Source organism: Dickeya chrysanthemi NCPPB 402 (assembly GCF_000406105.1).
GTDB classification, from domain to species: domain Bacteria; phylum Pseudomonadota; class Gammaproteobacteria; order Enterobacterales; family Enterobacteriaceae; genus Dickeya; species Dickeya chrysanthemi.
This window is the reverse complement of the sequence record NZ_CM001974.1, coordinates 1,825,814-1,852,238: the sequence shown is the minus strand read 5'-3', so window position 1 is coordinate 1,852,238 and position 26,425 is coordinate 1,825,814. Positions and strand designations below refer to the sequence as shown.

Annotated in this window: 20 protein-coding genes and 1 pseudogene; 9 read left to right on the top strand and 12 right to left on the bottom strand. The window is 58.0% G+C overall.

All coding sequences use genetic code 11. The annotated features are described in order from the left end of the window. Window positions 1–69 precede the first annotated feature (69 nt). From DCH402_RS08325 to dinG, 3 genes are all read right to left on the bottom strand, one after another. On the bottom strand, window positions 70–1,935 hold the full coding sequence (locus DCH402_RS08325) for a M3 family metallopeptidase (RefSeq protein WP_040000677.1): 1,866 nt from the start codon (window positions 1,933–1,935) through the stop codon (window positions 70–72). Window positions 1,936–1,968: 33 nt separating this feature from the next. Continuing rightward, window positions 1,969–2,937, bottom strand: a complete 969-nt coding sequence (ybiB, locus tag DCH402_RS08320) for a DNA-binding protein YbiB (protein WP_040000676.1) — start codon at window positions 2,935–2,937, stop codon at window positions 1,969–1,971. Between the two features lie 206 nt (window positions 2,938–3,143). Beyond that, the gene (dinG, locus tag DCH402_RS08315; protein ID WP_040000675.1) at window positions 3,144–5,261 is read right to left on the bottom strand and encodes an ATP-dependent DNA helicase DinG; all 2,118 of its coding nucleotides are present in this window, start codon (window positions 5,259–5,261) and stop codon (window positions 3,144–3,146) included. A 231-nt stretch (window positions 5,262–5,492) separates the two neighbouring features. On the opposite strand from dinG, the gene DCH402_RS23045 reads away from it, so the two are divergent. Continuing rightward, window positions 5,493–5,600 (top strand): membrane protein, encoded by a 108-nt coding sequence (locus DCH402_RS23045; RefSeq protein WP_012770198.1) that lies wholly within the window; start codon window positions 5,493–5,495, stop codon window positions 5,598–5,600. A 116-nt stretch (window positions 5,601–5,716) separates the two neighbouring features. Here the strand turns inward: DCH402_RS23045 and bglX are convergent, their stop codons facing one another. Then, complete coding sequence (gene bglX, locus DCH402_RS08305; RefSeq protein ID WP_040000674.1) at window positions 5,717–8,026, bottom strand: beta-glucosidase BglX; 2,310 nt, start codon at window positions 8,024–8,026, stop codon at window positions 5,717–5,719. Between the two features lie 234 nt (window positions 8,027–8,260). Continuing rightward, entirely contained in the window at window positions 8,261–9,601 is a 1,341-nt protein-coding gene (locus tag DCH402_RS08300; RefSeq protein ID WP_040000673.1) for an aspartate aminotransferase family protein, read from the bottom strand. Between the two features lie 466 nt (window positions 9,602–10,067). Here DCH402_RS08300 and DCH402_RS08295 point away from each other — a divergent pair, with 466 nt between their 5' ends. Next, entirely contained in the window at window positions 10,068–10,844 is a 777-nt protein-coding gene (locus DCH402_RS08295; protein ID WP_040000672.1) for a DeoR/GlpR family DNA-binding transcription regulator, read from the top strand. A 130-nt stretch (window positions 10,845–10,974) separates the two neighbouring features. Beyond that, window positions 10,975–11,661, top strand: coding sequence for a glutathione S-transferase family protein (locus tag DCH402_RS08290; RefSeq protein ID WP_040000671.1), 687 nt, complete (start codon window positions 10,975–10,977; stop codon window positions 11,659–11,661). Between the two features lie 18 nt (window positions 11,662–11,679). Here DCH402_RS08290 and pbpG read toward each other — a convergent pair whose 3' ends face one another. The 4 genes from pbpG to DCH402_RS08270 form a co-directional block, all read right to left on the bottom strand. Beyond that, a complete protein-coding gene (gene pbpG / locus DCH402_RS08285) occupies window positions 11,680–12,639 on the bottom strand; it encodes a D-alanyl-D-alanine endopeptidase (RefSeq protein ID WP_040000670.1) in 960 nt (319 codons plus the stop codon). 243 nt (window positions 12,640–12,882) lie between these two features. Next, on the bottom strand, window positions 12,883–13,422 hold the full coding sequence (gene cyaB, locus DCH402_RS08280; RefSeq protein ID WP_040000669.1) for a class IV adenylate cyclase: 540 nt from the start codon (window positions 13,420–13,422) through the stop codon (window positions 12,883–12,885). 689 nt (window positions 13,423–14,111) lie between these two features. Next, window positions 14,112–15,047 (bottom strand): tRNA dihydrouridine(16) synthase DusC, encoded by a 936-nt coding sequence (gene dusC / locus DCH402_RS08275; RefSeq protein ID WP_040000668.1) that lies wholly within the window; start codon window positions 15,045–15,047, stop codon window positions 14,112–14,114. Between the two features lie 132 nt (window positions 15,048–15,179). Further along, entirely contained in the window at window positions 15,180–16,775 is a 1,596-nt protein-coding gene (locus DCH402_RS08270) for an ABC transporter substrate-binding protein (protein WP_040000667.1), read from the bottom strand. Window positions 16,776–16,890: 115 nt separating this feature from the next. Here DCH402_RS08270 and pepT point away from each other — a divergent pair, with 115 nt between their 5' ends. After that, a complete protein-coding gene (pepT, locus tag DCH402_RS08265) occupies window positions 16,891–18,147 on the top strand; it encodes a peptidase T (protein ID WP_040000666.1) in 1,257 nt (418 codons plus the stop codon). On the opposite strand, the pseudogene DCH402_RS21200 reads toward pepT, so the two are convergent. Beyond that, window positions 18,124–18,279, bottom strand: a pseudogene (locus DCH402_RS21200) (AraC family transcriptional regulator); the annotation flags it as partial. The gene pepT and the pseudogene DCH402_RS21200 overlap by 24 nt on opposite strands. Before the next feature lie 36 nt (window positions 18,280–18,315). Further along, window positions 18,316–19,278 (bottom strand): DMT family transporter, encoded by a 963-nt coding sequence (locus tag DCH402_RS08260; protein ID WP_040000664.1) that lies wholly within the window; start codon window positions 19,276–19,278, stop codon window positions 18,316–18,318. A gap of 240 nt (window positions 19,279–19,518) precedes the next feature. Here DCH402_RS08260 and DCH402_RS22270 point away from each other — a divergent pair, with 240 nt between their 5' ends. After that, window positions 19,519–19,770, top strand: coding sequence for a hypothetical protein (locus tag DCH402_RS22270; protein ID WP_152486904.1), 252 nt, complete (start codon window positions 19,519–19,521; stop codon window positions 19,768–19,770). 45 nt (window positions 19,771–19,815) lie between these two features. Continuing rightward, window positions 19,816–20,712, top strand: coding sequence for a DMT family transporter (locus tag DCH402_RS08255; protein WP_040000662.1), 897 nt, complete (start codon window positions 19,816–19,818; stop codon window positions 20,710–20,712). Window positions 20,713–20,716: 4 nt separating this feature from the next. Here DCH402_RS08255 and rhlE read toward each other — a convergent pair whose 3' ends face one another. Next, window positions 20,717–22,078: an ATP-dependent RNA helicase RhlE gene (gene rhlE / locus DCH402_RS08250; protein ID WP_040000661.1), complete on the bottom strand. Its 1,362-nt coding sequence runs from the start codon at window positions 22,076–22,078 to the stop codon at window positions 20,717–20,719. 451 nt (window positions 22,079–22,529) lie between these two features. Between rhlE and hlyD the strand changes: the two genes are divergently transcribed. The 3 genes from hlyD to DCH402_RS08235 are packed head-to-tail and all read left to right on the top strand — an operon-like array spanning window position 22,530 to window position 26,404. Continuing rightward, window positions 22,530–23,534: a secretion protein HlyD gene (gene hlyD, locus DCH402_RS08245; RefSeq protein WP_040000660.1), complete on the top strand. Its 1,005-nt coding sequence runs from the start codon at window positions 22,530–22,532 to the stop codon at window positions 23,532–23,534. Further along, entirely contained in the window at window positions 23,524–25,275 is a 1,752-nt protein-coding gene (locus DCH402_RS08240) for an ATP-binding cassette domain-containing protein (protein WP_040000659.1), read from the top strand. The genes hlyD and DCH402_RS08240 overlap by 11 nt, the downstream gene beginning before the upstream one ends. After that, on the top strand, window positions 25,259–26,404 hold the full coding sequence (locus DCH402_RS08235) for an ABC transporter permease (RefSeq protein ID WP_050583281.1): 1,146 nt from the start codon (window positions 25,259–25,261) through the stop codon (window positions 26,402–26,404). The genes DCH402_RS08240 and DCH402_RS08235 overlap by 17 nt, the downstream gene beginning before the upstream one ends. Window positions 26,405–26,425: the final 21 nt, after the last annotated feature.

The following is a 26,425-nucleotide window of genomic DNA, read 5'->3' as shown; positions in this document are numbered from 1 at the left end:
AGAGTGATGGGGTTCAAAAAGCAAGCACGCCAACAGTAAACGCCGCGGCACCGCCACGGCGTTGCGCACTCAGGCATGAAGCGGATAGGTATCCTCAATGGCACGGGCGAATGCCTGGCACATGGCGTCATCGCCGTCTTGATTGTCCGCCAGCACCATACCGCCATCCACCACCTGGATATGGGCATTGAGCGAGAAATCCGCCGCCGGTTGCGGACGCGCCATCGCCGCGGCAATGGCGGCCTGCGCCTGCTGCCAGGCTTCGTCTACCGTCAGGTTGCACTCATGCGCCAGATAGTCCGGATTGAACCCTTCGCCGGTCAGGCTGCGTAACGTTTCATCGTGGCTCAGGCTGTTGCCCGGCTGCCAGTAGTGACGCGTCAGGTCCGGACCAATCGCCGGGTTATCCGTCAGATAACCGTCGCGTTGCAGGAAGAAATGCCGCGTTTGCTCTACCGCCATCTGCGCCAGCAGATACCCCTGATACGAACAGGCCGACTCCATCGACAGCAAATGCGGGATCGCCATCGTCGGGCGCGGGCTACCGCTGATGCCGATAATACGCTGCTCAATATCACGCGCCAGTTGCAAAATCGCCTCTGGCGTACGCGCATCGTCATCCATGCAGTACAGTTGCCATTCGAAATACGGCACCAGCAAAATATGGCGCTCGTTGAAGGCCCGCATCGGTTGACGTGCACGGATATCCACCTGAATTAAGGCATCGGGCACCGGCTCGCCCTGTAAATTATGCGCATAGCGCTTGAGCCAGTCGGCATCCTGCAACAGGCTATCGCAGAACATCGATTGGGTTTCGGCGTAGGCCATTGACGTCGGCGGGAACTCCTGCGCAAAGCAAGGCGCATTCTGGCGAATGTTGGCGAAATGCGCGGCGTGGCCGCCTTCATGAAACAACGTGTTGATGCCGATAGCGCCGCTGCCGACCTGATCCGGCTGCGCCAGGCTGGTAAAATTGATGCGCGCCGGCAGCCACCGTCCCTGATCGACAAACGGCGGCACCGGCTGGTGCATAAAACCGTTTTCATATTTGCCTTTACGCACCAGCAGGTCGAGCTGCATCTGTGCGCCGCTGAAGTCGACATGCAACCGTTTGAAACTGTTGACCCAGCGAGACAACGAGGCGGAAAACGGGAAATACGGGTCCATCTGACGGGTGACATCGCCGGTACTGGCATAGCGCACATTCCACGGCTGTAACGCCGACTCGCCCTTTTCCGCCGCCAACTGACGCAGGCTACGCAGATTGGCCTCGCGGGTTTGTTCCTCGAAGCAATCGAGAATGGCGAACAATTGCTCCGGCGTCATCCGCTCGGTTTTGTTCACCTTGTAATCAAAGTAATTGCGATAGCCCATCTGGCGCGCAAAGCGATTGCGCAAACTGACCAGCGCCGGGAATCCGTGCGTCACCAGCCACTGTTCCAGCTCACGCAGCGCCTGCTGCGAGCTGCGTCGGTATTCCTCGTTATCATTGGTGGCCTGGTTGGTCAGCAACTCGCCCAACGACGCGGAAACCCGCTCGCCCCGCTCATTAAGATGGGTCGGCTGGTAGGTTTTACGGCGGGAAAACAGGTCGTGTTCGGCGGCAATCAGCTCATCCATCAGCGCCTGTGCCTGCGGGTCTTCAATCACATTACAGTCAAAAAAGCGATACCAACCGCGCAAGCCGTGCAGCAAGGCGTCGCGCGCTTCGTCGGCAGGTGCCGCCTCCACCGTCGCAATATGTTGCCGCAATTCGGCCAGCCGGGAAGACTGCGAAATAAAACGTTTCCAGACGCTTTCCGCTTGCGCGAAACGGGAAGAGACGGTCTCGTCGCCGGTTCCCATATAACGTTGCCAGAAGAGATCTTCTTTGGTTTGATGCACCGCCAGATAGTCGCGGTTAAGGGCGTCAAAATACGCCTTGGCCTGTTGCATGTGGTTGTTCCCTCTTATTGTTAATCGTTATGTTCAACCCAATCGCTTTGGTATTACCGAGACCGCCTGCTCCATGGAGGCTGCCTCACCGGTTCCCACCAGACAACACGCCAGTTGCAGCCGAATCGCCTGTGGTATCGGTTGCTCCCCCGCCAGGCACGCTTGCGTCCAGCGAGCCGTCGCCACCGCCTCTTTATCAGCAGGCAGGGCTGAACGATCGACGGTGATATCCTGACGCACCTGCAAAAGGTCGTTGCGCTGTTCACGGATGGAATAAATATCCGGGCAGCGCTGCGGGTTGGCGTAAACCTCACCTTCGGTGCCGTGCATCAATAACGCGCGGCCGCGGATGTCCTGAAAAAAGGTGCCGACCCGGCCGACATATTCCGGATGCGATACGCTCGCCAGTCGCAACGCGGCGTCTTCCCCAAAGGGCGTAGCCAGCTTGGCCAGCGTATGCGCGCTATTGCGCACCCCCATACGCCAGCGTAGATCCAACTGACGTTCGATAGCAGGGCAGAGCAGCGACACCGGCATGAACACGACATCGCCCTGATCGAGTCGCTGCTGCGCCGTCTGTGCATCGTTAACCGGCGCAATGCCCAGTTCACGAAAGATCGCCTCGCTGGTCACGCGGGTTGGGTCGTGGCTGACGCCATGCACCACCACCGGCAGCCCCAGTCGGTGCAGCAACAGCGCGAGCAATGGCGTCAGATTAGCTTGTTTACGTGCGCCGTTATAACTGGGGATCACCACCGGCATCGCTCTGCCGGCCGGCGCAGACAGGTGTAGCGTTTGCTCGCACATCGCCTGATAGAAACCGCGCATTTCGGCTTCGGACTCGCCTTTAATCCGAAATGCGATCAACAACCCGCCCAGCTCCAACTCCGGCACCTGATCATTCAGGATGTGACCATACAGCTGATACGCCGTGTCCTGGCTCAGATCGCGTGCATGATTTTTGCCACGACCAACCTCTTTAATGATTCGGGTGTAATCCATAATGTGCTCTCACGGGTAAGGCGACGGTTAAACGATTTTCATCGACCGGGCGCACCGACGGTGCCGGTCATGGCAAGACAACGCATTGGAAACATAGCATGAATTGGCCGCGGAGGAAGCGTGAAATCGCCGTTGCCGCTCCCGCAACCGACGCCGGCTAAACCGTCATAACTGACTGTTAATGCGGCTGATAACCCGACGGCAAGCTACTTATCATCCGGCATCTCATCCGGCATCGCACGCTGTTCGATGGGAAATACCGGTAACGCAGCCAGTAACTGGGCGCCGTAGCCTTTGGTCAATAAGCGACGGTCGTAGATGACGATTTCACCGAAACAGTCGTGACTGCGGATCAATCGGCCGACCTGTTGGATCAAACTAAACGACGCGCTCGGCAGGCTCTGCACCACAAACGGGTGACGTTTGAGGCTTTTTAGCCACTCGCCTTCGGTGAGGACAAGCGGGCTGTCTATCGGCGGAAACGCAATCTTATGGATATGCACCTGCGACAGCAATGCTCCTTTGAGATCCAGTCCTTCAGAGAAGGATTGCAGGCCGATCAGCACGCTGGTTTGCCCCTGCCGTACACGTTGGCGATGCAGCTCTACCAGTCGATAGCGCGGCTGATCGCCTTGCACCAGCAGCATCAGCCGCAGGTCGGGCACTTCGGTCAGAAACTGCTGCATCGCCCGTTGGCTGGCGAACAACATCAACATGCCCTTGTGGGCTTCCCGCTGTAGTTCAGCCCGGAAAAACCGCGCCATCTCGGCGAGATGTTCCGCTTCCTGCGCGATCAGCGGTTCATGACGCATTCGCGGGATCACCAGTTTACCCTGTTCACGGTGATTAAACGGTGAATCCAGCGCGATGAAGGTATCGCCTTCCTCTTCATCCAGCCCGGAGAGTTCCTTCAGACGGGAAAAGCTGTTGAGCGAACGCAATGTCGCCGAGGTGACCACCACATGCGACAAATTGCGCCACAGCAAGCGGTCCAGTTGGTCGCACACGCGAATACCCGCGCAGTGAAAGTAGAGATGCAACTGGTTGTCACGCCGTTCCCGCAGCAGCCATTTCGACACCGGCGCATTAGAGGATTTCTCCAGCGCCGCCAGCCGCCATAACTTGCTTTGCGACTCCCAGTAACCGTTCAGCCGGCTAATGCGCAGCATCGCCTGATGCAGCTTGACCACATCATGTTTACCGGTTTTTTCCGCCAAATCATTCAGCAGGTATTCCGCCAGCCCACGCAGGCTATCCGCCAGTTTGCATAGCCGATTGCAGCACTCGCGCATCTCTTCCGGCAGTTCCCCCATCGGAAAACGGTAATCGGCGTCCGGCTGGGCAGGCGGTAAAAACAGGCTGCTCAGGCGCTCGAACAGTTGCAACTGCTCTCGTATTTCGCCACAGTGCTCGCCCAATCGGTCAGGCTGCATTAGCCGCGGCGGCGACTTGGGCGGGAACTGCGCCAGACACAGCCCGACCTGCTGAATCAGTTGATCCATCTGGTGCTGCACCGCACTGACCGTCACCTCACCGGACATCTCCAGCGCATCGCGCGCCACATCCGGCACGTGGTGGCCTTCGTCCAACACCAGCAGCATATTTTTCGCCTGCGGCAACACCGAATCGCTTTCCATCGCCGCCATCACCAGCGCGTGGTTGGTCACCACCACGTCGGCGTCTTCAATTTCCCGGCGGGCGAGGAAGAATGGGCACTCGCGGTAATAATGGCAGTTGCGGCCAAGACAATTGGCCTTGTCGGTACTGAGGCGCTGCCATAGCGCATTGTCGATCGACTCCTGGCAATGGTCACGCAGTCCGTCCCAGGCATAGCTTTGTAATGCCTGTTGCAACCGGGCGCTAGTGGTTTGGTCCTCGCGGCTGGACGGCAGGTGGTCATCCATAAACAGCATCAGATCGCCTTGCGCCGACGCGTCGGTCGCCATCGCCGCCAGATTGCGCGGGCACACATAACGCCCACGGCCAAACGCCGCAGTGAACTTCAGTTCAGGAATAAACTGGCGCAGCAACGGCAAATCTTTGTTGAAGATCTGATCCTGCAACGCCACGTTGGCGGTGCTGATGACCAGCGTTTTCAGCTCTGCCCGGCCGACGGCAATGCCGGGGATCAGATAAGACAGGGTCTTACCCACACCGGTCGGCGCTTCGATCACCAGATGACGCGGATAATCGCCTGCCAGCGCTTTCGCCACCTCGGCAATCATCTGGCGCTGTGGCGCACGGGAGACAAAATCGGGAATCTGCTGTTGCAGCGCTTTATACCATTCGCCAATCTGCTGCTTTAACGCGGGGGTCAGGGTCATGCCATCTCACTGTCGTTCAATCTGGCCGGTATTGTCCCACAGACCGGCGGCAACGTCAGTAACCCTAGTCAATAACCAAATTTGTGACATTGTCACATTTATCAACGCCGTAAATTTATCAACGCCGTAACGGATTGACGCCGACACATGCGGCTGGCTTGTATCCGGTGGCGGAGGCTCTATAATCGCCGGGACGTAACCATTACCGGGACGTAACAAAAGGATAACCGGATGAATATCAAAAAACTGGGGGTCGTCAGCCTGTTTGCGCTGTGCGCGTTAGGTGGCATCGGCGGCGTGATGCTGGTGGGGTATATCATTATCGTGCACGGCGGCTGACGCCAAACCGGTTAGATCCGGCCGCCTGTTATAGCGCAGCCGGTTTTCCTGTCCGGCCCCTGGGAACATCATCTCAGGGGCCGTCGTTTTCTACCTCAAGTCAAAACAACAGGCGCTTACAGCAAGGTAAAGCTGCTGGTTTTCACGCGCTGGGAATCCAGCCCAATCATCACATCAAACTTGCCCGGCTCCGCCACCTGCTGCATCTGTGCGTTGTAGAACATCAAATCCTGCGGCGACAGGGTGAACGTCACCGTGCGGCTTTCACCCGGCTGCAACATCACCTTCTGGAAGCCGCGCAGCTCTTTCACCGGACGGCTGATTGACGCCACCACATCATGCAGATACAGCTGTGCCACGGTTTCGCCGGCGCGTTTGCCGGTGTTGGTAATCGTCACCGACGCTTTAATGCTGCCGTTGCGTTTCATGGTCGGGCTGGAGAGTTTCACGTCCGACACATCGAAGGTGGTGTAACTCAGGCCATAACCGAACGGATACAGCGGGCCGTTGGCTTCATCAAAATAATGCGAGGTGTACTTGTTGGGCGCGTCTGCCGAATACGGACGACCAGTCGGCAAGTGATTGTAGTACATCGGGATTTGCCCCACCGAGCGCGGGAAGGTCATCGGCAGCTTACCGGACGGGTTATAATCGCCAAACAGCACATCGGCGATGGCGTTGCCGCCTTCGGTACCGCTAAACCAGGTTTCCAGGATCGCGTTCGCCTGCTGATCTTCACGGCTCAGGTCCAGCGGACGGCCATTCATCAGCACCAGCACCAGCGGCTTGCCGGTGGCTTTCAGCGCGGAAATCAGCGCTTTCTGTTCCGGCGGAATGGTGATTTTGGCACGGCTGGACGCTTCATGCGCCATCCCCTGGGATTCCCCCACCACCGCAACCACTACGTCGGATTTCTTCGCTACGTCTACCGCTTCGTCAATCATCGCCTGCGGCGAGCGCGGGTCAACCACGACAGACTCATCGTACTCGTTCAGGAATTTGAGCAACCCCGGATGATTGGTGACATTCGAACCTTTGGCGTAATAAACGCGAGTGTTATACCCCACGGCTTTACGAATGCCTTCATACACGGTGACCGCCTGCGCCTTACGTCCGGCGGCCGACCAACTGCCGATAATATCGCGCTGACTGTCGGCCAGCGGCCCGACGACCGCGATAGTGCCGGATTTTTTCAGCGGCAGAATATCAAGACGGTTTTTCAGCAACACCAGACTGCGGCGAGCCACGTCACGCGCTTCTTCGCGGTGCAGACGGCTTTCGGCGTTGGTATCCACCGGGTCGGAACCGGCCGGGCCAAGATGACGGTACGGATCCTCGAACAGGCCCATATCGTATTTCATGTTCAGCACCTGACGGCAGGCATCATCGATATCCTTCATGCTGACCAGCCCGCGTTTAACCAGATCCGGCAGATAGCGCACGAAATACTCGTCGCTCATGCTCATGCCGATGCCGGACTGCACCGCGATACGCGAGGCATCGCTCGGGTCTGCCGCCACACCGTGCTTGATCATCTCTTTGATGGCGCCGTGATCACTGATAGTGATGCCTTTGAAGTGCCACTGGTCGCGCAGCACATCTTTCAGCAACCAGCGGTTGGCGGTGGCCGGTACACCGTTGATGGAGTTGAGCGACGCCATGACGCCGTAGCTGCCTGCATCAATCGCCGCTTTGTACGGCGGCATGTAATCCTGGAACATGCGCTGCGGGCTCATATCGACGGTGTTGTAATCGCGTCCGCCTTCCGCCGCGCCATACAGCGCATAGTGTTTCACGCTGGTCATCAGCGAATGGCGGCCGGTCAGGTCGTCGCTCTGAAAGCCTTTCACCATCACGCGGGCGATTTCGCTGGTCAGATAGGTATCTTCACCGAACCCCTCGGAGACCCGGCCCCAACGCGGATCGCGGGTGATATCCACCATCGGCGCCCAGGTCATGTTCAGGCCGTCTTCGGTGGCTTCATAAGCAGCAATTTTCGCCGACAGCTCGACGGCGCTCATGTCCCAACTGGAGGCTAACCCCAACCCGATCGGAAACACGGTACGCTGGCCGTGCACCACGTCATAGGCGAAAAACAACGGAATTTTCAGGCGGCTGAGTTGCATCACCTGATCCTGCATCACGCGGATATCCTGCCGGGTAACGGTGTTGAAAATCCCACCGACCTGACCGTTGCGGATCATCTCACGGATAGCGTGTTTCGGGTTATCCGGCCCGACGCTTATCAAACGAAGCTGGCCTATTTTTTCATCCAGCGTCATTTTCTTCATTAAATCGCTAACGAAAGCATCGCGTTGTTGCTGGGCGGGAGCCGCCTGTGGCGCGGTCTGCTGCAGGGACGTTTGCGCCCAAATCGGGCTACAGGCCAGGCCAACCGCCAGCGCTAGTGGAGTAAACCATTTCATTGTTATTGCAAGTTCCTTGTGCAGTTGCCGGTTAGGGAGCGACAACCTGCCCGATGATGTGATTGACAAGGCGGCTAATGTGCCACAAAACCGTCAGTGGAAAAATGGCTATTACACATTTTCCCGCTGACGGTGTGATGCAGCACAAACGCCAGGAAAGCCTCACACCGTATTCGGGCAATATTACGTTCAGGCGCTACCGCCGCGCCCACCGGGACATCCTTAACGCCACGGTCAGGAGGCGGTCGCACTCAACGCCTTGTCCAGCGCCCCGACCAGCCAGTCGATGTCATGCGCCTGAAACGCCAGCGTCGGGCGCAGTTTCAGAACATTCCCATGCGGGCCGGCCACCGAGGTCAACACACGCTGCTCGCGCAGATGTTCGATAACGTTCAGCGCTCGTGTTTTGTCCGGCGTTTTGTGGTCGCGATCGCTAACCAACTCGAAACCGATAAACAGCCCGGCGCCGCGAACATCGCCAACGCTGGCATGACGATCCGCCAGCCCGGCCAGTTCCTTCAACAGTTGGGCCCCCACCACTTTACTGTGCTCTTGCAGTTTCTCCTCACGAATCACCGTCAGCACCGCTTGTGCCGCCGCCATCGATACCGGGTTACCGCCAAAGGTATTGAAATAGGGAATCTCATCACTGAATGCCGCCAGTACCTCCGGTTTCGCCAGCAACGCCGAAACCGGAATACCGTTGCCCATCGGTTTTCCCATGGTGATGATATCCGGCACGATGCCGTGACGGGCAAAGCCCCAGAAGGCGTCGCCGGTGCGGGCAAAACCCGGTTGCACTTCATCGGCGATAAAAATGCCGCCGTTCGCATGTACCACGTCGATAGCGGCCTGCAGATAACCGGCCGGCCCCGGCAGCACGCCGTCGGAAGAGAAAATCGAGTCGGCGAGGAAACCCGCAAATTTGATGCCGTGCGCGGCCATGTCATCGATCTGTTGCTGGATTTGATTGGCAAACCAGACGCCTAAGTCCGGCGCATCGACACGATAACGATCCGGCGCCGGCACCAGTCGGGTGGTGGCGGCGATCGGCTGGCCGCTGCCCAGCGCCGGCGACGCGCCGGACGTCAGCTCGCTGGTGCCGTGATACGCCTCGCGGGTGACGATAATCCCGGTGCCGCCGCTGTAAGCGCGCGCTACCCGAATCGCCAGATCGTTGGCTTCCGAGCCGGTGCACATGTACATCGCCTTGGTGATAGCCGCTGGCACCAACGTCAGCAACTCTTCGGTGTAATCCAGAATACGATCGTGCAAATAACGGGTATGCGTATTGAGCTGGCACATCTGCGCGTGTACCGCCTCAATCACCGCCGGGTGGCAATGGCCGATGCTGGCGACGTTGTTGTACACGTCCAGATACTGGTTGCCTGCCGCGTCCCACAGGTATTGCTTCTCACCGCGCACCAGATGCACCGGCTTACGGTAGAAAAGCCGGTAAGAATCCCCCAGTACTCTGCCGCGTTTTTCCGTCAGCGTGCGGATGTCGTCGGTGAGTGCCGCGGCGTGTTCCGCCCGAAAGCTGTTGGTATCCATAATGGTTGAACGTGTCGCCATGATGACTCCAGATTGAAAGTAATATGCCCAACGCGTGATGGCCACCGGCTCTCCGGCGCCGCCTGATGAGCATTACCCTACACCAAAAGCAACAAAATACACAAATACAAAAATATGCAATATAAATAAACGCTATCCCACGCCAGATACGCCCACTAAATGGGCGGCAACCTACCACGTCACTCCATCGCCTTCGCGGTTAAATATACTTTAATAACAATAAATAGATAAAAAATCACGTTAAAATGACTTCCTGTCGGACCATTGCCAACACGATGATACCTGTTATGCTTAAAAGCACAAAAATACACAAACGATATCTATCCCCAAAATAATTCGAGTTGCAGGAAGGCCAACGCACCTGCAACGTGAAGAATGACGGGTATATCGTCCGTTGAACCTGATCGTCCGTCGCCTTGCCGTTATAATGGCGCGACCGTCACACTGACCGAGAGAATGCCCGTTAATGCTCGAAGAAACTCGCCTGCACCGTATCCGTTTGTTGTTGTCATCGTTAAATCGGGTCAGTACCGACCACATCATTCAGCATCTGGGCGTGTCGCGGGAAACCGTACGGCGCGATGTGCTTAAGCTGGAAGCGCAAGGCGTGCTGCGCCGGGTACACGGCGGCGTCGTCTCGACCGGGGTGGAACCCGAACCGCCGCTATCGGTACGCAACACCGTGCGGGAACAAGAGAAACTGGCGATCGCGCAACGGGCGGTACAGTACCTGAAAGCCGGTCAGACGCTGTTTATCGACGCCGGCAGCACCACGACCTTGCTGGCCGGCGAATTGCTTCGGCTTCCCGGCATGACTATCATCACCAACAGCCTGAACGTGGCGCTGAAACTCGCCGGCACCGAAACCGACGAGCACTCGCCGCACGAGGTCATCCTGCTCGGCGGCCACATGGGCACTGCCGCACAAGCCACCAGCGGCGCACTGACGGTAACCGAAATCCAGCGCTATCGCGCCGATGTCGCCCTGCTGTCGCCGGTCGGCATCGCCAGCCAGTCCGGCGCCAGCAGCTTTTCCCATCATGAAGCGGCAATCGCCGGGGCGATGTCGCGCAACGCCAGACAGCGCATCATGCTGGCGGATCACAGCAAGATTGGCATCACCAGCCGGGTGGTCTACGCGCCGCCAACCGATATCGACCTGTTGATTACCGACCATGCCAGCGGTAATCATGCCGACCTGCCGGCGCTACAGGCCGTGTGCGGGCAGGTACTGCTGGCCTGAGCCGGTCCCGCGGCGAATCAAACGATGCTATGCCGCTGATTCCGTGGTACATCTATACCCGTCATACTTCACGTTGCACGTGTGTTGGTGTGAAAATTCGGCCCATCGCTATATCTCCACGGAGGAAGACATGTATCAGTTGCACATCGCCAATAAAAACTATTCGTCCTGGTCGCTGCGCCCCTGGATCCTGCTGCAAGCACTGGATATCCCGTTTGAAGAAATCCTGACGCCGTTTGCATCCGCTCCGGTTCAAACCGCGTTCAAAGCCTTCTCGCCGACCGGCAAAGTGCCCTGTCTGGTCGATGGCGACATCACCGTCTGGGATTCGCTGTCCATCATCGAATATCTGGCGGAAGAACATCCGGCCGTGTGGCCGCAAGACAAGGCCGCCCGCGCCTGGGCTCGCAGCGCGGCGGCGGAAATGCATTCGGGCTTTAGCGCCTTGCGTAATCAATGTTCGATGAGCTGTGGCGTGCGGGTAACACTCCATACCCTCACCCCCGAATTGCAGAGCGATATCGATCGGCTGAATCAATTGTGGCAGGAAGGCATACAGCGATTCGGCGGGCCGTTTCTGGCGGGAACGCAGTTCAGCGCGGTAGATGCCTTTTTCGCCCCGGTGGTGTTTCGGGCGCAGACCTATGGTCTGCCCTTGACTGGCGCGGCGGCGCATTACGTCAGCCACCTGCTGGCGCAACCGGCGATGCAACTCTGGTACCGGCAGGCGCTGGCGGAAACCTGGCGCGAACCAGGGCATGAAGAGGAAATTGCGGCGTCAGGCCGAATTATTCAGGACGAGCGGGCGGCGTCGTAACACCGCCCTATCCTGCCGTTATTCGTCCACCTCGGCGGTTACGCCAGCATTGCTATTATGCGGCTGGCGTGACGCCAGCGACTTCTGTTTCTTGTAGCTCAACGCCGCTTCCGGCACCGGGCTGACTTTGCCGGTTTCCAGCCAATTACGCAGACGGTTGGCATCGGCAAAATGGGTGAATTTGCCGAACGCATCCAGTACCACCAGCGACACCGGCCGCCCGTTGATCACCGTACGCATCACCAGACAGTGACCAGCCTGATTGGTAAACCCGGTCTTGGTCAGTTCGATGTTCCAGTCCTGGCGGTAGATCAAATGGTTGGTGTTACGAAACGGCAGGCTGTAGGACGGGTGAGTAAACACAGCGGTTTTCTCATGCGACGTACTGAGCTGGCTCAGCAGCGGATACTGTTTGGACGCAATCAGCAATTTGGTCAGGTCACGCGCCGTCGAAACGTTGCTGGTTGACAGCCCGGTCGGCTCCACATAGCGGGTATGGGTCATACCCAGCGCTTTGGCTTTGGCGTTCATCGCCGCGATAAACGCCTGATACCCGCCGCGATAGTGATGCGCCAGGCTGGCAGCCGCCCGGTTCTCCGACGACATCAACGCCAGCAACAGCATATCGTGGCGACTGATCTCACTGCCCAGACGCACGCGTGAATATACCCCTTGCATCTCTTTGGCCTGGCTGATATCGACGGAGATGCGCTCGTCCAGCGGCTGATTGGCGTCCAGCACCACCATGGCGGTCATCAGCTTGGTTACCGAAGCAATCGGCACCACCACATCCGGATTGCTGGAATAAAGTACATCGTTATTACGTAAATCCACCACCATCGCACTGCCGGAAGCGATCTCCTGACGGGACGACGCCGGTTGCGTCACGGACGTTTTGGCGGCGGCCTGCGGTGCAAAGCACACCGGCGCAGAAAGCAACAACAGGCTTACAACGGAAAGCCGAAATTTTTTATTCATTATTCAATAGCTTAAACAGTGTACTGTTAACTGAAAAAAAAGAACGACGCATTATAATGCGCCGCTGGATAGCGTGCACGCCGCCTGTCTCAAAAGCTTTGTGACAAAGTTTGACAACTGTTTACCCGGTATGACACGCCGTGTCGACAACGGCTGACAGTCGGCCCTGGATAACGGATGTACCCGCCGCCGGTTTCGCGGCCCCCTCAGGCGCCGCACCGGCGCTCTCTTGCGCTATACCGCCTAATACCCGAGCAATTGCCGATAGGAACGGGTTTCGATGCAGTCCATCTGTAACCCCAGCCGTAATGCACAGTCCTGGCAATGTTCACCCAGAATATCCAGTTCCGCTTCATCCTCCGTCGTACAGGAGATTTCCACGAAATGCCCCAGTGACTCAATATAATCCAGCGTGATGTGAAACCGATCGAGAAAGTAGATACTGCGGGTTTTATTCACCTCGAAGATCGGCAGGAACCCCAGCGTTCTCAGCATGCTGTCCGTCATATCGAATGATTCAACATTGACGGCTTCACAGCAACCGGTGCGCGGCCCTTTCACTATCCAGAGTTTGATCCCGGATGGCGCCATTCGCCGTAATAGCATACTGATATTTTGTTGCCCCAGTTTCTTTTCCGCCGAATCATAATAAACATCATGTTCCTTATTTTCGAATACGAATGATTCAGGGTGATGACTAAATAAACTTTCACGAAAAGCGATAATATCCTGAATACGAAATTTCAATTCAACTTCATATTTCCCTCTAAAATGCTCGTGCACGTTTTTTTCTCCGCTTATAGGCTCTCTCTGAGGCGTCTTTTATTTCGCGCATACACGCAAACGGAAAAGGCGTTCAGGCCGTGTTATATTTGTGATTGTAGGTATTACTATCATGCTAATTTATTGCCGGCCGGTCAGCCGCTCAGCGAATAGCCTTCGGCGCTCCCACCAACGCCCGCACCATCACCTTGCGGGCCAACACGCGGATTGCACCAGCCGTCATTGGCATGGTGTGCTGAAATGAGCACTACAAACAACAGCACAGTGTGCGTTCACCATGCTAAAAAGAGAACGGATTTAAAAATCTATCCCTTACCAGAAAGCCAATTTTCCATTTTCCCTCATGGTTGATTGACAAAATAAATCTCATTTACCAAACGCCTGACTGTCCGGTGTTACCGGTCATAATAACGATAAAAACCAGCCATTATTTTTTCGTTAATCATGTATAGATACGAAAGCGTAATAATTCAATCCACTGACCGCCATTTTACTGATCAGATGAGTACATTGTTGTAACTTTTCTTTTCATGAATGATTTTACGAATAAACCGTCATCAATGCATAGGGAACTGACCGACAATGCGCCAGCCGGGACGCCAAATCACCGACATACATCTCCAGCGGGTGGTCGTCCGGATCTTGAGAAAATACATTACGACGCTTGCTATGGCGCAGCAAGCGTTCCCTTAGCGGATGCCGTCGATCACCCGGGCAATATCGGCCGAAGTCGTCAGGGCGCGGACCCGGCTGAACAGCTCGCCGGCGTCGTCATATTCCTTGCGCAGATAACCCAGCCATTGCTTGATGCGTGCTACGTGATACAGCCCCGTGTCGCCCTGCTTTTCCAGCCGTACATACTTTTGCAGCAGTTGCACGACGTTCGGCCACGGCATACGCGCCTCGCGATATTTGATCACCCGGCTCAGATTCGGCACATTGAGCGCCCCGCGGCCAATCATCATCGCATCACAACCGGTCACGGCCAGGCAATCCTGTGCGCTTTGCCAGTCCCAGATTTCGCCGTTGGCGATAACGGGAATATTCAGGCGTTGGCGAATTTCCCCTATCGCCGCCCAGTTGATGCGCTCCGCCCGATAGCCGTCCTCTTTGGTACGCCCGTGCACCACCAACTCGCTGGCTCCCGCCTGCGCTACCGCATCGGCAATCTCAAACTGGCGCTCGCCGGAATCCCAGCCTAAGCGCACTTTTACCGTAACCGGCAGCGATGACGGCACCGCCTCGCGCATCGCTTTGGCAGCCCGGTAGATCAAATCAGGGTCTTTAAGCAACGTGGCGCCGCCGCCGCTGCCGTTCACCATTTTCGACGGACAACCACAGTTGAGATCGACGCCCCAGGACCCCAGCTCCACCGCCCGGGCGGCATTTTCTGCCAGCCACTGTGGATACTGGCCGAGCAGTTGTACCCGCACCCGGGTGCCGGACGGTGTACGGCTGCCGTGGCGCAACTCCGGGCACAGGCGATAAAACGCTTTTACCGGCAAACGGCTATCCACCACCCGCAAAAACTCGGTGATACACAGATCGTAATCATTCACTTCGGTGAGCAATTCCCGCACCAGGGAATCCAGCACCCCTTCCATCGGGGCCAGTAAAACGCGCATAACTCGACTCATCGTAAAAAAGGCAGGTCATGGTACTGTCGGCGGGAGAAACTGTCGATGGGAGAAACCGCACGATCGGAACAGGCAAAATAACCGGCGGGAAAACCTCGGCTTTCCCGCCCGGCACGGCAATTACTGCCGAATATCGACCTGATAAAAAATGTGTTTGCCGAACGGGTCGATTTCATACCCGGTCACCGTATTGCGCACCGGCTCAAAAATAGTCGAGTGCGCGATCATCACCGCCGGCGCCTGCTCATGCATCATGAACTGCGCCTGACGATACAATTCCACGCGTTTCTGGTGATCCTGCTCGGCGCGTGCGTCGGTGATTAGCTTATCGAACGGCGGGTAGCACCATTGGGATGAGTTGGACCCGCCATTGGCGGAATTGCAGGTAAACAGCGGGCCGAAGAAATTATCCGGGTCGCCGGTGGCGGTGGTCCAGCCCATCAGCGCCGCCTGATGCTCGCCGCTCTTCACCCGCTTGAGATATTCGCCCCACTCGTAACTGACGATATTGGCTTTCACCCCCACGTTCGCCCAGTCGGCCTGAATCATTTCCGCCATGCGGCGTGCGTTCGGGTTATACGGCCGCTGTACCGGCATCGCCCACAGATCGATAACGGTGCCTTCCGTCAGCCCGGCTTCTTTCAGCAGCACCCGCGCTTTTTCCGGATCGTATTCGTAATCCTTCAGGTCGGATGCGGCGCTCCATACACCGGGCGGCAGCAGGTTTTTAGCCGCGCTACCGGTGCCCTGAAACACCGCCTCGATAATCGCCGGTTTGTTGATCGCCATCGTCAGCGCCTGACGCACCTTGAGGTTATCCAGCGGTGCTTTGCGGGTATTAAACGCCAGAAAACCGATATTCAAACCGGCTTTCTGCATCAGGGTAATCTCTTTGTTGCTCTTCATGTCCGCCAGCTCAGCCGGGTTGGGAAACGGCATCACCTGGCATTCGTTCTTACGCAGCTTGGCGTAACGCACCGAGGCGTCCGGCGTGATGCTGAACACCAGCCGGTCCAGTTTGGCTTTGCCCTGCCAGTAGTCCGCAAACACCTGATACAGAATGCGGGAATCTTTCTGATATTGCGCCAGTTGGAACGGGCCGGTGCCGACCGGCTCCAGATCCACTTTCTCCGGCGTGCCGGCTTTCAGCATCTGGTCGGCGTATTCGGCGGACAGAATTGACGCAAAATACCACGCCAGATCGGCCAAAAACGGCGCTTCTGCATGACTCAGGGTAAAACGCACGCTGTAATCATCCAGTTTGTCGATGGCGGTAATCAGGCTGCGAAACGACAGGCTTTCGAAGTTGGCATAGGTGCCGCCGGATACCTTGTGATACGGGTGATTGGGATCACGCTGGCGTTGAAAAGAGAAAATCACGTCATCGGCGTTGAAATCGCGGCTCGGGGCAAACTGGGCGTTGCGATGGAATTTCACTCCCTTGCGCAGATGAAAGGTGTACTGGGTACCGTCCGGGCTGATGTCCCAACTTTCAGCCAGACTCGGCGCCAGCTCGGTGGTGCCGACTTTGAAGTCCACCAGTCGGTTGTAAATCGGCACGGCGCTGGCATCCACGCTGGTGCCGGAGGTATACAGTTGCGGATTAAAATTCTCCGGCGACCCTTCCGAGCAGTACACCAGCGTTTTGGCGTAGGCCGTCTGCGTCAACGCCAGCGTCATCGTGGCCAGCGCGATACGCGCTAATCTGTTTTTCATCCCCATCCTCGCTTTTTATTGACTTCCGGGTAGCTCGCTGAGTACAACGAAGCCTTTGATTATTTTTGAATAACCATACCTAATCTTTCGAAGGGTTTACCAATAAGGATCCGCTATGAGCAATAACCTGGCGCGTCAGTTGACCGAGCGTTTCTACCGCTATCTGGCAGTCACCAGCCAAAGCGACGCCGCTGCCGCCACGCTGCCGAGCACGCCGGGTCAAATGGCGATGGCTCACCTGTTGGCGGCAGAATTGCGCTCACTGGGGCTGAGCCAGATTGTGTGCGACGAGCACGCCACCGTCACCGCGGTGAAACCGGGCAACACGCCGTCCGCGCCGCGCATCGGCTTCATCACCCATATTGATACGGTGGATGTCGGCCTGTCGCCGGAGATTCACCCGCAAACCTTGCATTTTACCGGCGACGACCTGTGTCTTAATCCGGCGCAGGACATCTGGCTGCGGGTCAGTGAGCATCCGGAAATTCTGCCCTATCGCGATCAGGAGATTATTTTCAGCGATGGCAGCAGCGTGCTGGGAGCGGATAACAAAGCCGCCGTCACCGTGGTGATGACGTTGCTGGAAAATCTGCGCGATGACCAGCCGCACGGCGATATCGTGGTGGCGTTCGTGCCGGATGAAGAAATTGGCCTGCGGGGCGCTAAAGCGTTGGATCTGGCGCGTTTCGACGTCGATTTCGCCTACACCATCGACTGTTGCGAGCTGGGCGAAGTGGTGTACGAGAATTTTAATGCGGCGTCGGCGGAAATCCGTTTTACCGGTGTCACCGCCCACCCGATGTCGGCCAAAGGCGTGCTGGTTAACCCAGTCCTGATGGCGCACGATTTTATCAGCCGGTTTGATCGTCAACACACCCCGGAACACACCGAAGGCCGGGAAGGCTATGTCTGGTTCAACGATATCCACGCCAACGCCAATGAAGCGGTGCTGAAAGCCTCGATCCGCGATTTCGATCTGACCGGATTCGACGCGCGTAAACAGCAGATACGCGACGTCGCGGCGCAGATTGCCGCGCAGTACCCAACCGGTCAGGTCAGTTGTGCCATCGCCGATATCTACGGCAACATCAGCAACGCGCTGGGAGACGACCGGCGCGCGCTGGACTTGTTGTTCGCCGCCATGGAGACCCTGTCGATTGTGCCGAAAGTGATTCCGATGCGCGGCGGTACCGACGGCGCGGCGCTATCGGCCAAAGGCATTCTGACGCCAAACTTTTTTACCGGCGCGCACAACTTCCATTCACGCTTTGAGTTTCTGCCGGTGCCATCGTTCGTCAAATCGTATCAGGTCGCGTTGACGCTATGCCTGCTGGCAGCGCAGCAATCTTCACGCCGAACACTGCTGGCGTAGTGCCGACGGCGTGATGCCGTATTCGGCGCGAAAGCGCTGGCTGAAATGACTGGCGGAGCTGAACCCGCAGGCCAGCGCGATATCGGTGATGGAACGGCGGCAGTGGCGTAACCACTGTTCCGCCTGCGCCAGCCCGCCGCGCCGGGAGACAGACCCGTCGCATCGCCGTCAGGACGCGACGGTCAACCGGTCTTCATCGTCACGACGTGCGGGTTTTCGGTGTACCGCGATGCAGGACATCACGCTGCACACCACCAGCGTAAACGCGGCGGCTTCCAGATAGGTGGGCAGGCGTTGCTCCCACAGAAAGCCGTAAATCAGCGCGAACAGAGTTTCAAACAAAATCATCTGCCCGACCAGCGTAAGCGGCAACAGGCGGCTCATCTGGTTCCAGAACAGATTGCCGAGCATCGAAGCCAGCACCGCCACCCCAAGGGATACACCGGCAAACTGCGCCCAGGCGATACCGCTGTGATCGTCGGTGTTAAGCAGGATAGCCAAAGGAATCAGCATCAGCGACTGTGCGCCGGTGACGATGCCCATCAGGAGATTCCAGTCGTGGCCCGAGACCGACGCCACACGCGCCAGCCAGCGGCTGTTGCCTACCGCGAAGCTACTCCAGGATATCAGCGCGCCCAGCGCGCACAACAGGCCGACGACCTGAGCCCCCACCGCAGTGGACGCCGGCGCGCCCAACGCCTGCCAGCCGATACACAGTGCGCCGGCCGCGCACAGCAGCAACGACGGTAACAGCCTGCGCAGCGGAACCGCGCCCCGGTCGCGGCTGCCGATCAACGTCACCACTACCGGCATAAACCCAATCACCAGCGACGTAATGGCGATGCCCGCCATCTGTACCGCGCTGGACAGCAAAATGTAATACAGCGTGTTGCCCGCCAGCGACAGCCAGCCCAGCGCAATCCACTCACGGCGGGTTAATCGTCGCACCAGAGACGGCCAGCGCGGCGCCAGCAACATCAACGAAATCAGGCCGTACGCGCTATATCGGCCAATCGCAATTTGCAACGGACTAAACGCGCGCACCAGTTCCGGCGCCAGAAAAACCAGTCCCCAGAGCGCCCCGGCTCCCATGCCGCACGCTACGCCCGCTACGGTTTTTTTACCATCCACCTTGCTCTCTCCACTCGTTGCTGACGCGAGAGTATCGCGCCAACTGCGCGCTTTGTCCTGAAATATCAATATTAAGCGAACCTGACAACGGTAAAACCCATTGCGAATGATCAGCTTCCAGTGCGCCGTCACCGTGAATGGACAGCCTGAAGGCATTAGGTGTATACCCAAAATAATTCGAGTTGCAGGAAGGCGGCAAGAGAGAAAATCCCGATGAGCTTACTCAGGTAAGTGATTCGGGTGAACGAACGCAGCCAACGCACCTGCAACTTGAAGTATGACGGGTATAACCATCTCTCACCACCACCGCTGAAGTATGAATGGATTGCTTATCACGACGAGCCGATACGCTCGTCTGCCCAAAATAAAAAACCGCAGGATTTTGCTACTCACCGCAACCTGCTGACAGCCGCCGCCCCACCAATACCGGATACTCATTATTTGTCGTTTACTGAATTAATTGTTTTCGGAATTTATTGCTTTTGCAATTAATTTATTCAAAATCAAATAATTGTTAATTTATTGCGGGGTCTGACGATGAATAGCCTGCTTTATTGCACGGTGGTACTGATCTGGGGCACCACCTGGATCGCCATCAGTCTACAGCACGGTAGTGTGCCGCCTGAAGTGTCGATTTTCTGGCGTTTTACCATTGCTTCGACGTTGTTAATGGCGTTTTTGATCCTGACCCGACGCCTGCGTCCCTTAAGCGGCCGGGCGCATCTGCTGTGTATGGCGCAAGGGGCCACCGTCTTCGGCCTCAATTTCTTCTGCTTTTACCATGCCGCCGCCTGGATCCCCAGCGGGCTGGAATCGGTGATTTTTTCGATGGCGGTCCTGTTTAATGCCTTCAACAGCCGGCTATTCTTCGGCTCCCGTCTCAGCCGTAATGTGATGCTGGCCGCGCCGCTGGGGCTGGCTGGCATCCTCCTGCTATTCTGGCATGACCTGCTGCAACTGAGCAGCAGCCCACAGTTATTGTGGGGAGTCGGCCTGAGCTTGCTTGGCACCTACGGCTTTTCTCTCGGCAACATGATCAGCACCCAGCATCAACGTATGGGACGCGACATCATGACCACCAACAGTTGGGGTATGCTATACAGTGCGTTAGTGATGGGCCTCATCGCATGGCTGTTAGACTACCGCTTCACGCCGGAATTCTCGCTGCGCTATCTCGGTTCGCTGTTTTACCTGTCGCTGTTCGGTTCGGTTGTCGGTTTTGGTGCCTACTTCGCGCTGGTTGGGCGTATCGGTGCCAGCCAGGCAGCCTACGCTACCCTACTGTTCCCGTTGGTTGCGCTTTCCGTCTCCACCCTGTTCGAAGGGTATGTATGGCGAGTTAACGCCGTGCTGGGATTAGTATTGATTCTGGCAGGTAATGCGGTGATGTTTTATCGCCCCCGGCCGCAACCGGAGGCGAAAGCAGCGCTATAGGATATTACTGGCCGCCAGCCGGTTTACGCGGCGGGCGGCGGCGGGCGGATTGCCCTTCCGGGCGTTGTCCGGCCGGGCGAGCGGTGCCGTCACGACGCGGCTGATGGGAACGGTCGCCCTGCGCCCGCCCGGATGCACGTTCGCCTTGCGGACGATCGCCCTGACGCGGCGCACCGCCGCCGCGACCACCCTGCCGGCCATTCTGGATCGGTTCGGCCTTGATAGTCGGGTCCGGCTCGTAACCCGGAATCTCCATCCGCGGGATTTCCCGCTTCAGCAGGCGTTCAATGTCGCGCAGCAGTTTGTGTTCATCAACGCACACCAGCGACAATGCCTCGCCAGTCGAGGCCGCCCGGCCGGTACGGCCGATACGGTGCACATAATCTTCCGGCACATTCGGCAGCTCGTAGTTCACTACATGCGGCAACTGGTCGATATCCAGCCCGCGGGCAGCGATATCGGTCGCCACCAGCACACGGATGTCGCCGTCTTTGAAATTCGCCAGCGCACGGGTACGTGCCCCCTGGCTCTTGTTGCCGTGGATAGCGGCGGCGGTGATACCGTCTTTGTTCAGTTGCTCCGCCAGATGGTTGGCGCCGTGCTTGGTACGGGTAAACACCAGCACTTGCCGCCAGTCGTGTTTGCCGATCAGATGCGACAACAGTTCACGCTTACGTTTCTTGTCCACAAGATGCACGTGCTGGGTCACCAGCTCGGACGGGGTGTTGCGGCGCACCACTTCCACCGACGCCGGATTGGTGAGCAGCTTACCGGCCAGTTCCTTGATCTCGTCGGAGAAAGTGGCGGAAAACAGCAGGTTCTGCCGTTTGGACGGCAGCTTCGCCAGCACCCGGCGGATATCGTGGATAAAGCCCATATCCAGCATACGGTCGGCTTCATCCAGCACCAGAATTTCCACCTGCGACAGGTCGACCGCATTCTGGTGTTCCAAATCCAACAGACGGCCCGGCGTGGCAATCAGAATATCGACGCCGCTGCGCAGCTTCATCATCTGCGGGTTAATGCTGACGCCGCCGAACACCACCAGCGAACGCAGACGCAGGTATTTACTGTACGCCAGCACGTTTTCGCCGATCTGCGCCGCCAGTTCACGGGTCGGCGTCAGGATCAACGCCCGCACCGGACGGCGGCCTTTCGCCAGCACCGGGCGTTCGTTCAGCAATTGCAGCAGCGGCAGGGTGAAACCGGCGGTTTTGCCGGTGCCGGTCTGGGCGCTGGCCATCAGGTCGCGCCCTTCCAGCACGACCGGAATTGCCTGACGCTGAACCGGCGTCGGCTCACGGTAGCCCTGCTCTTCCACAGCGCGCAAAATATCGGCACTCAGACCGAGAGATTCAAAAGACATAACGAGAACAACTCCAGATTCACCCTACCCGATATTGACCGGTGCAGTTTTTAGGGTGATGACAGATGGGTTCTGCGCCGCTCCGGCATACAAGGCCGCACAACGCTGACTCCAGATGAATGGGCACAAACTACGGTGCATGACTGCGCGCAATTGTAACAGAAACTCGCTTGTTTGAGGAATTTTTATCTGTCGATCACATTTTATCCTCCGCATTCTGCGCAAAATGATTTTGCTCTGTATGGATATCAATCAGTTACTGATTAAAAAGCGCGATCATCTACTACTGCAATGCCGGCGGATAGCCGTGTGAAATCCGCCTGCCGTCGGGCAGAACGCGGCAATCTGACGAATGAGCAATTATTCTTACAGTGAGGCCGTCGTCTATGCGGGTTCGGCAATCATGGCATCAGCCGTTAAGAGTAGGGCGCACAGGCACATCGGGAGCGTTATGAACAAGAAAACAGGGTCATGGCTGGTGCTGGCGGTCATCGCTATCGCTGCCGCCGGCTACGGCCTGATGCAACAGCGTCATCAGCAGGCTACACCGTTAACGCTGTACGGCAACGTGGATATCCGCAGCGTCAATCTGGGATTTCGGGTGGGTGGACGGCTGGCGGGTTTGAATGTGGATGAAGGGGATGCCGTCCAGCCTGGACAACGGTTAGCCCGGCTGGATAGCACGCCGTTGCAAAACGCGCTGCAACAGGCGAAAGCCAATGTCGCCAGCGCGCAGGCGCAACTGGCGCTGTTGCGGGAAGGCTACCGCAGCGAAGAAATCGCCCAGGTGCGTTCGCAACTGGAACACGCGCAGGCCGCTTACGATTACGCCAACAGTTTCTACCAGCGCCAGCTCAGCCTGTGGAAGCAGCGAACCCTCGCCGCCAACGCACTGGAAGACGCTCGCTCCACGCGCACTCAGGCGCAGGCGACGCTGCAGGCGGCGCGACAAAAACTGAACCAGTATGAGCGCGGCAATCGCCCGCAGGAAATCGCCGCCGCCGAAGCCGCACTGGCGCAGGCACAAGCCGCCGAAGCGCAGGCGCAACTGAATTTGCAGGATACGTACCTGTATGCGCCGTCTCCCGGCGTGATCCTGACCCGGGCGGCCGAAGTCGGCAGCATGTTGAACGCCGGCAGCACCGTATTCACCTTGTCGTTGACGCAACCGGTATGGATTCGCGCCTACGTCGGCGAAACGCAACTTGGCCGCGCCGCCCCCGGACGCGACGTGCTGATTTACACCGACAGCCGTCCGGATCACCCCTACCACGGCAAAATCGGCTTCGTATCGCCCAGCGCCGAATTTACGCCGAAAAACGTCGAAACCACCGAATTACGCACCGACCTGGTCTACCGGTTACGCATTATCGTGAATGACGCGGACGACGGTCTGCGTCAGGGCATGCCGGTGACCCTCACGCTGGTGCAGAACCGGGCGCGCCATGACCAATGACCCGCCGCTGATCCGCTTCGATGCGCTGGAAAAACGCTTCGCCGGTCTGGAGAAGCCGGCGCTGGCCAAGCTGAGTGCCGAGATTCGTGCCGGTGCGGTTACCGGACTGGTCGGGCCGGACGGCGCCGGCAAAACCACGTTGATGCGGATGCTGGCCGGATTGCTGACGCCCAGCGCCGGCACCATCCGGGTGATGGGGCTCGACCCGATAGCCGATGACCGTCAGCTACACGCCCGGCTGGGTTATATGCCGCAGAAATTCGGGCTGTACGAAGACCTCACGGTAATGGAAAACCTGACGCTGTACGCCGACTTGCGCGGCATTACCGGCGATACCCGGCGCGCCACCTTTGAGCGGCTATTGCAGTTTACCGACCTCACCCGCTTCACGACCCGGCTGGCGGGCAAACTCTCCGGCGGCATGAAACAAAAACTGGGGCTGGCCTGCACTCTGCTGGGTCAACCCAGTGTGCTGCTGCTGGATGAGCCGGGCGTCGGCGTCGACCCGATATCGCGCCGCGAGTTGTGGCGCATGGTGCACGAACTGGCGGACGACGGCATGTTGATACTCTGGAGCACCTCCTATCTGGACGAAGCGGAACAGTGCCGCGACGTGCTGCTGCTCAACGAGGGGGAATTGCTCTATCGGGGAGCGCCCGCCGACCTGACGCAACAGATGGCGGGTCGTTGTCTCTTGCTCGACCAGCCGGGCAGCAATCATCGCCGCCTGCTGCAACAGGCGTTGCGTCAACCGCAGGTGAGCGACGGCGTCATTCAGGGGCGCTATGTGCGGTTGATCCTGAAACCGCAGGCGGACAGTAATGCGCTGCTGCACACGCTCGGCCTGCCGCCGGACAGCGTGCAAAATACCGCGCCGCGTTTTGAAGATGCGTTCATCGACCTGCTGGGCGGCGGCCCCGGCGCGACCTCGTCGCTGACGGCTATCCTGCCGCAACTGGATACGCACCGTGGGGAAACGGTGATCGAAGCCCGCAATCTGACGAAAAAATTCGGCGATTTCGCTGCCACCGACCGGGTGAATTTTCAGGTGCGTCGCGGTGAAATCTTCGGTCTGCTGGGGCCGAACGGCGCCGGCAAATCCACCACCTTTCGTATGATGTGCGGCCTGCTGACGCCGACCGACGGTCAGGCGCTGGTACTGGGTATGGATCTCAAGACCCGCTCCGGACGGGCGCGCCAGCATTTGGGGTATATGGCGCAGAAGTTTTCGCTGTACGGCAACCTGACCGTGGAACAGAACCTGCGCTTTTTTTCCGGTGTTTACGGCCTGCGCGGTCAGCACCAACTGGATAAAGTGAACAGCATGGCGCAGGCATTCAACCTCCACCCTATTTTCCGGCAAACGCCGGATGCGCTGCCGCTGGGTTTTCGCCAGCGCCTGGCGCTGGCCTGTGCGTTGATGCACGAACCGGACATCCTGTTTCTTGACGAACCCACCTCCGGCGTCGATCCGTTTACCCGTCGGGAGTTCTGGCAGCACATTAACGGCATGGTGGACAAAGGGGTAACAATTATGGTCACCACCCATTTTATGGACGAAGCCGAATACTGCGACCGTATCGGATTGGTGTATCGCGGGCGGCTTATCGCCAGCGGCACGCCGGACGATCTCAAGCGACAGGCGGCTTGCGACGACATGCCGGACCCTACCATGGAACAGGCGTTTATTGCTCTGGTACAGGCGTATGATCAGGAGGCGCCGGATGCCGCGGTACATTGACGATCGTCGCTTTTCCTGGCGACGGCTGCGCGCCCTGTGTCTGAAGGAAACCCGGCAGATCCTGCGCGACCCCAGCAGCGCGTTAATCGCGTTTGTCATCCCATTATTGCTGCTGTTTATTTTCGGCTACGGCATCAATCTTGACTCCAGCCGCCTGAACGTCGGCGTGCTGATGGAGCAACACAGCGCCGAGGCCGACAGTCTGGCGCGCGCCTTTACCGGATCGCCGTATCTGGCCGTTACCCTCAGCGATAACCGCCCGGCGCTGATCGAACAGATGCAAGCCGGGCAAATTCGCGGGCTTCTCATCATCCCGGCCGATTTCGCCACCCGGCTGGCGCACCCGCAGGATCGCGCGCCGATTCAGGTGATCACCGACGGCAGCGAACCCAATACCGCGCAGTTCGTGCAGGGGTACGCTCAGGGGGTGTGGCAGCTCTGGCAACAACAGTACGCGCAGGACCACGGCAGCCGTTATCAGGCGCTGATCGAAATACAGACCCGCTACTGGTTCAATGCCGCCGCCATCAGCCGCCATTTCATTATTCCCGGCGCTATCACCATCATCATGACCGTGATCGGCGCCATCCTGACCTCACTGGTGATCGCCCGCGAGTGGGAACGAGGCACCATGGAGGCACTGCTGTCGACGCAGGTCACCCGCACCGAACTGCTGCTCACCAAATTGCTCCCTTATTATGTGTTGGGGATGATCGCCATGGTGCTGTGCGTGGTAGTGGCGGTATTGGTGCTGGGGGTGCCGTATCGCGGCTCGCTATGGCTACTGTTCGGCATGAGCAGCCTGTTTCTCGCCAGTACGCTGGGTATGGGGTTACTGATTTCGACCCTGACCCGCAATCAGTTCAACGCAGCGATGGTGGCGCTCAACGCCGCGTTTCTGCCGGCGGTGATGCTGTCCGGGTTTATCTTTGAAATTCACAGTATGCCAGTGTTGGTACAGGCGGTGTCGTACCTGATCCCCGCCCGCTATTTCGTCAGCACGCTGCAAACCCTGTTCCTGGCCGGGAACATCGGCAGCGTGTTGCTGATGAACCTGTTGTTTCTGATGACGTCGGCGGTGTTTTTCATCGGCCTGACCGCCTGGAAAACCCGGCGCCGGCTCGATTAGGTCAATCATGAGGTTGGTCAG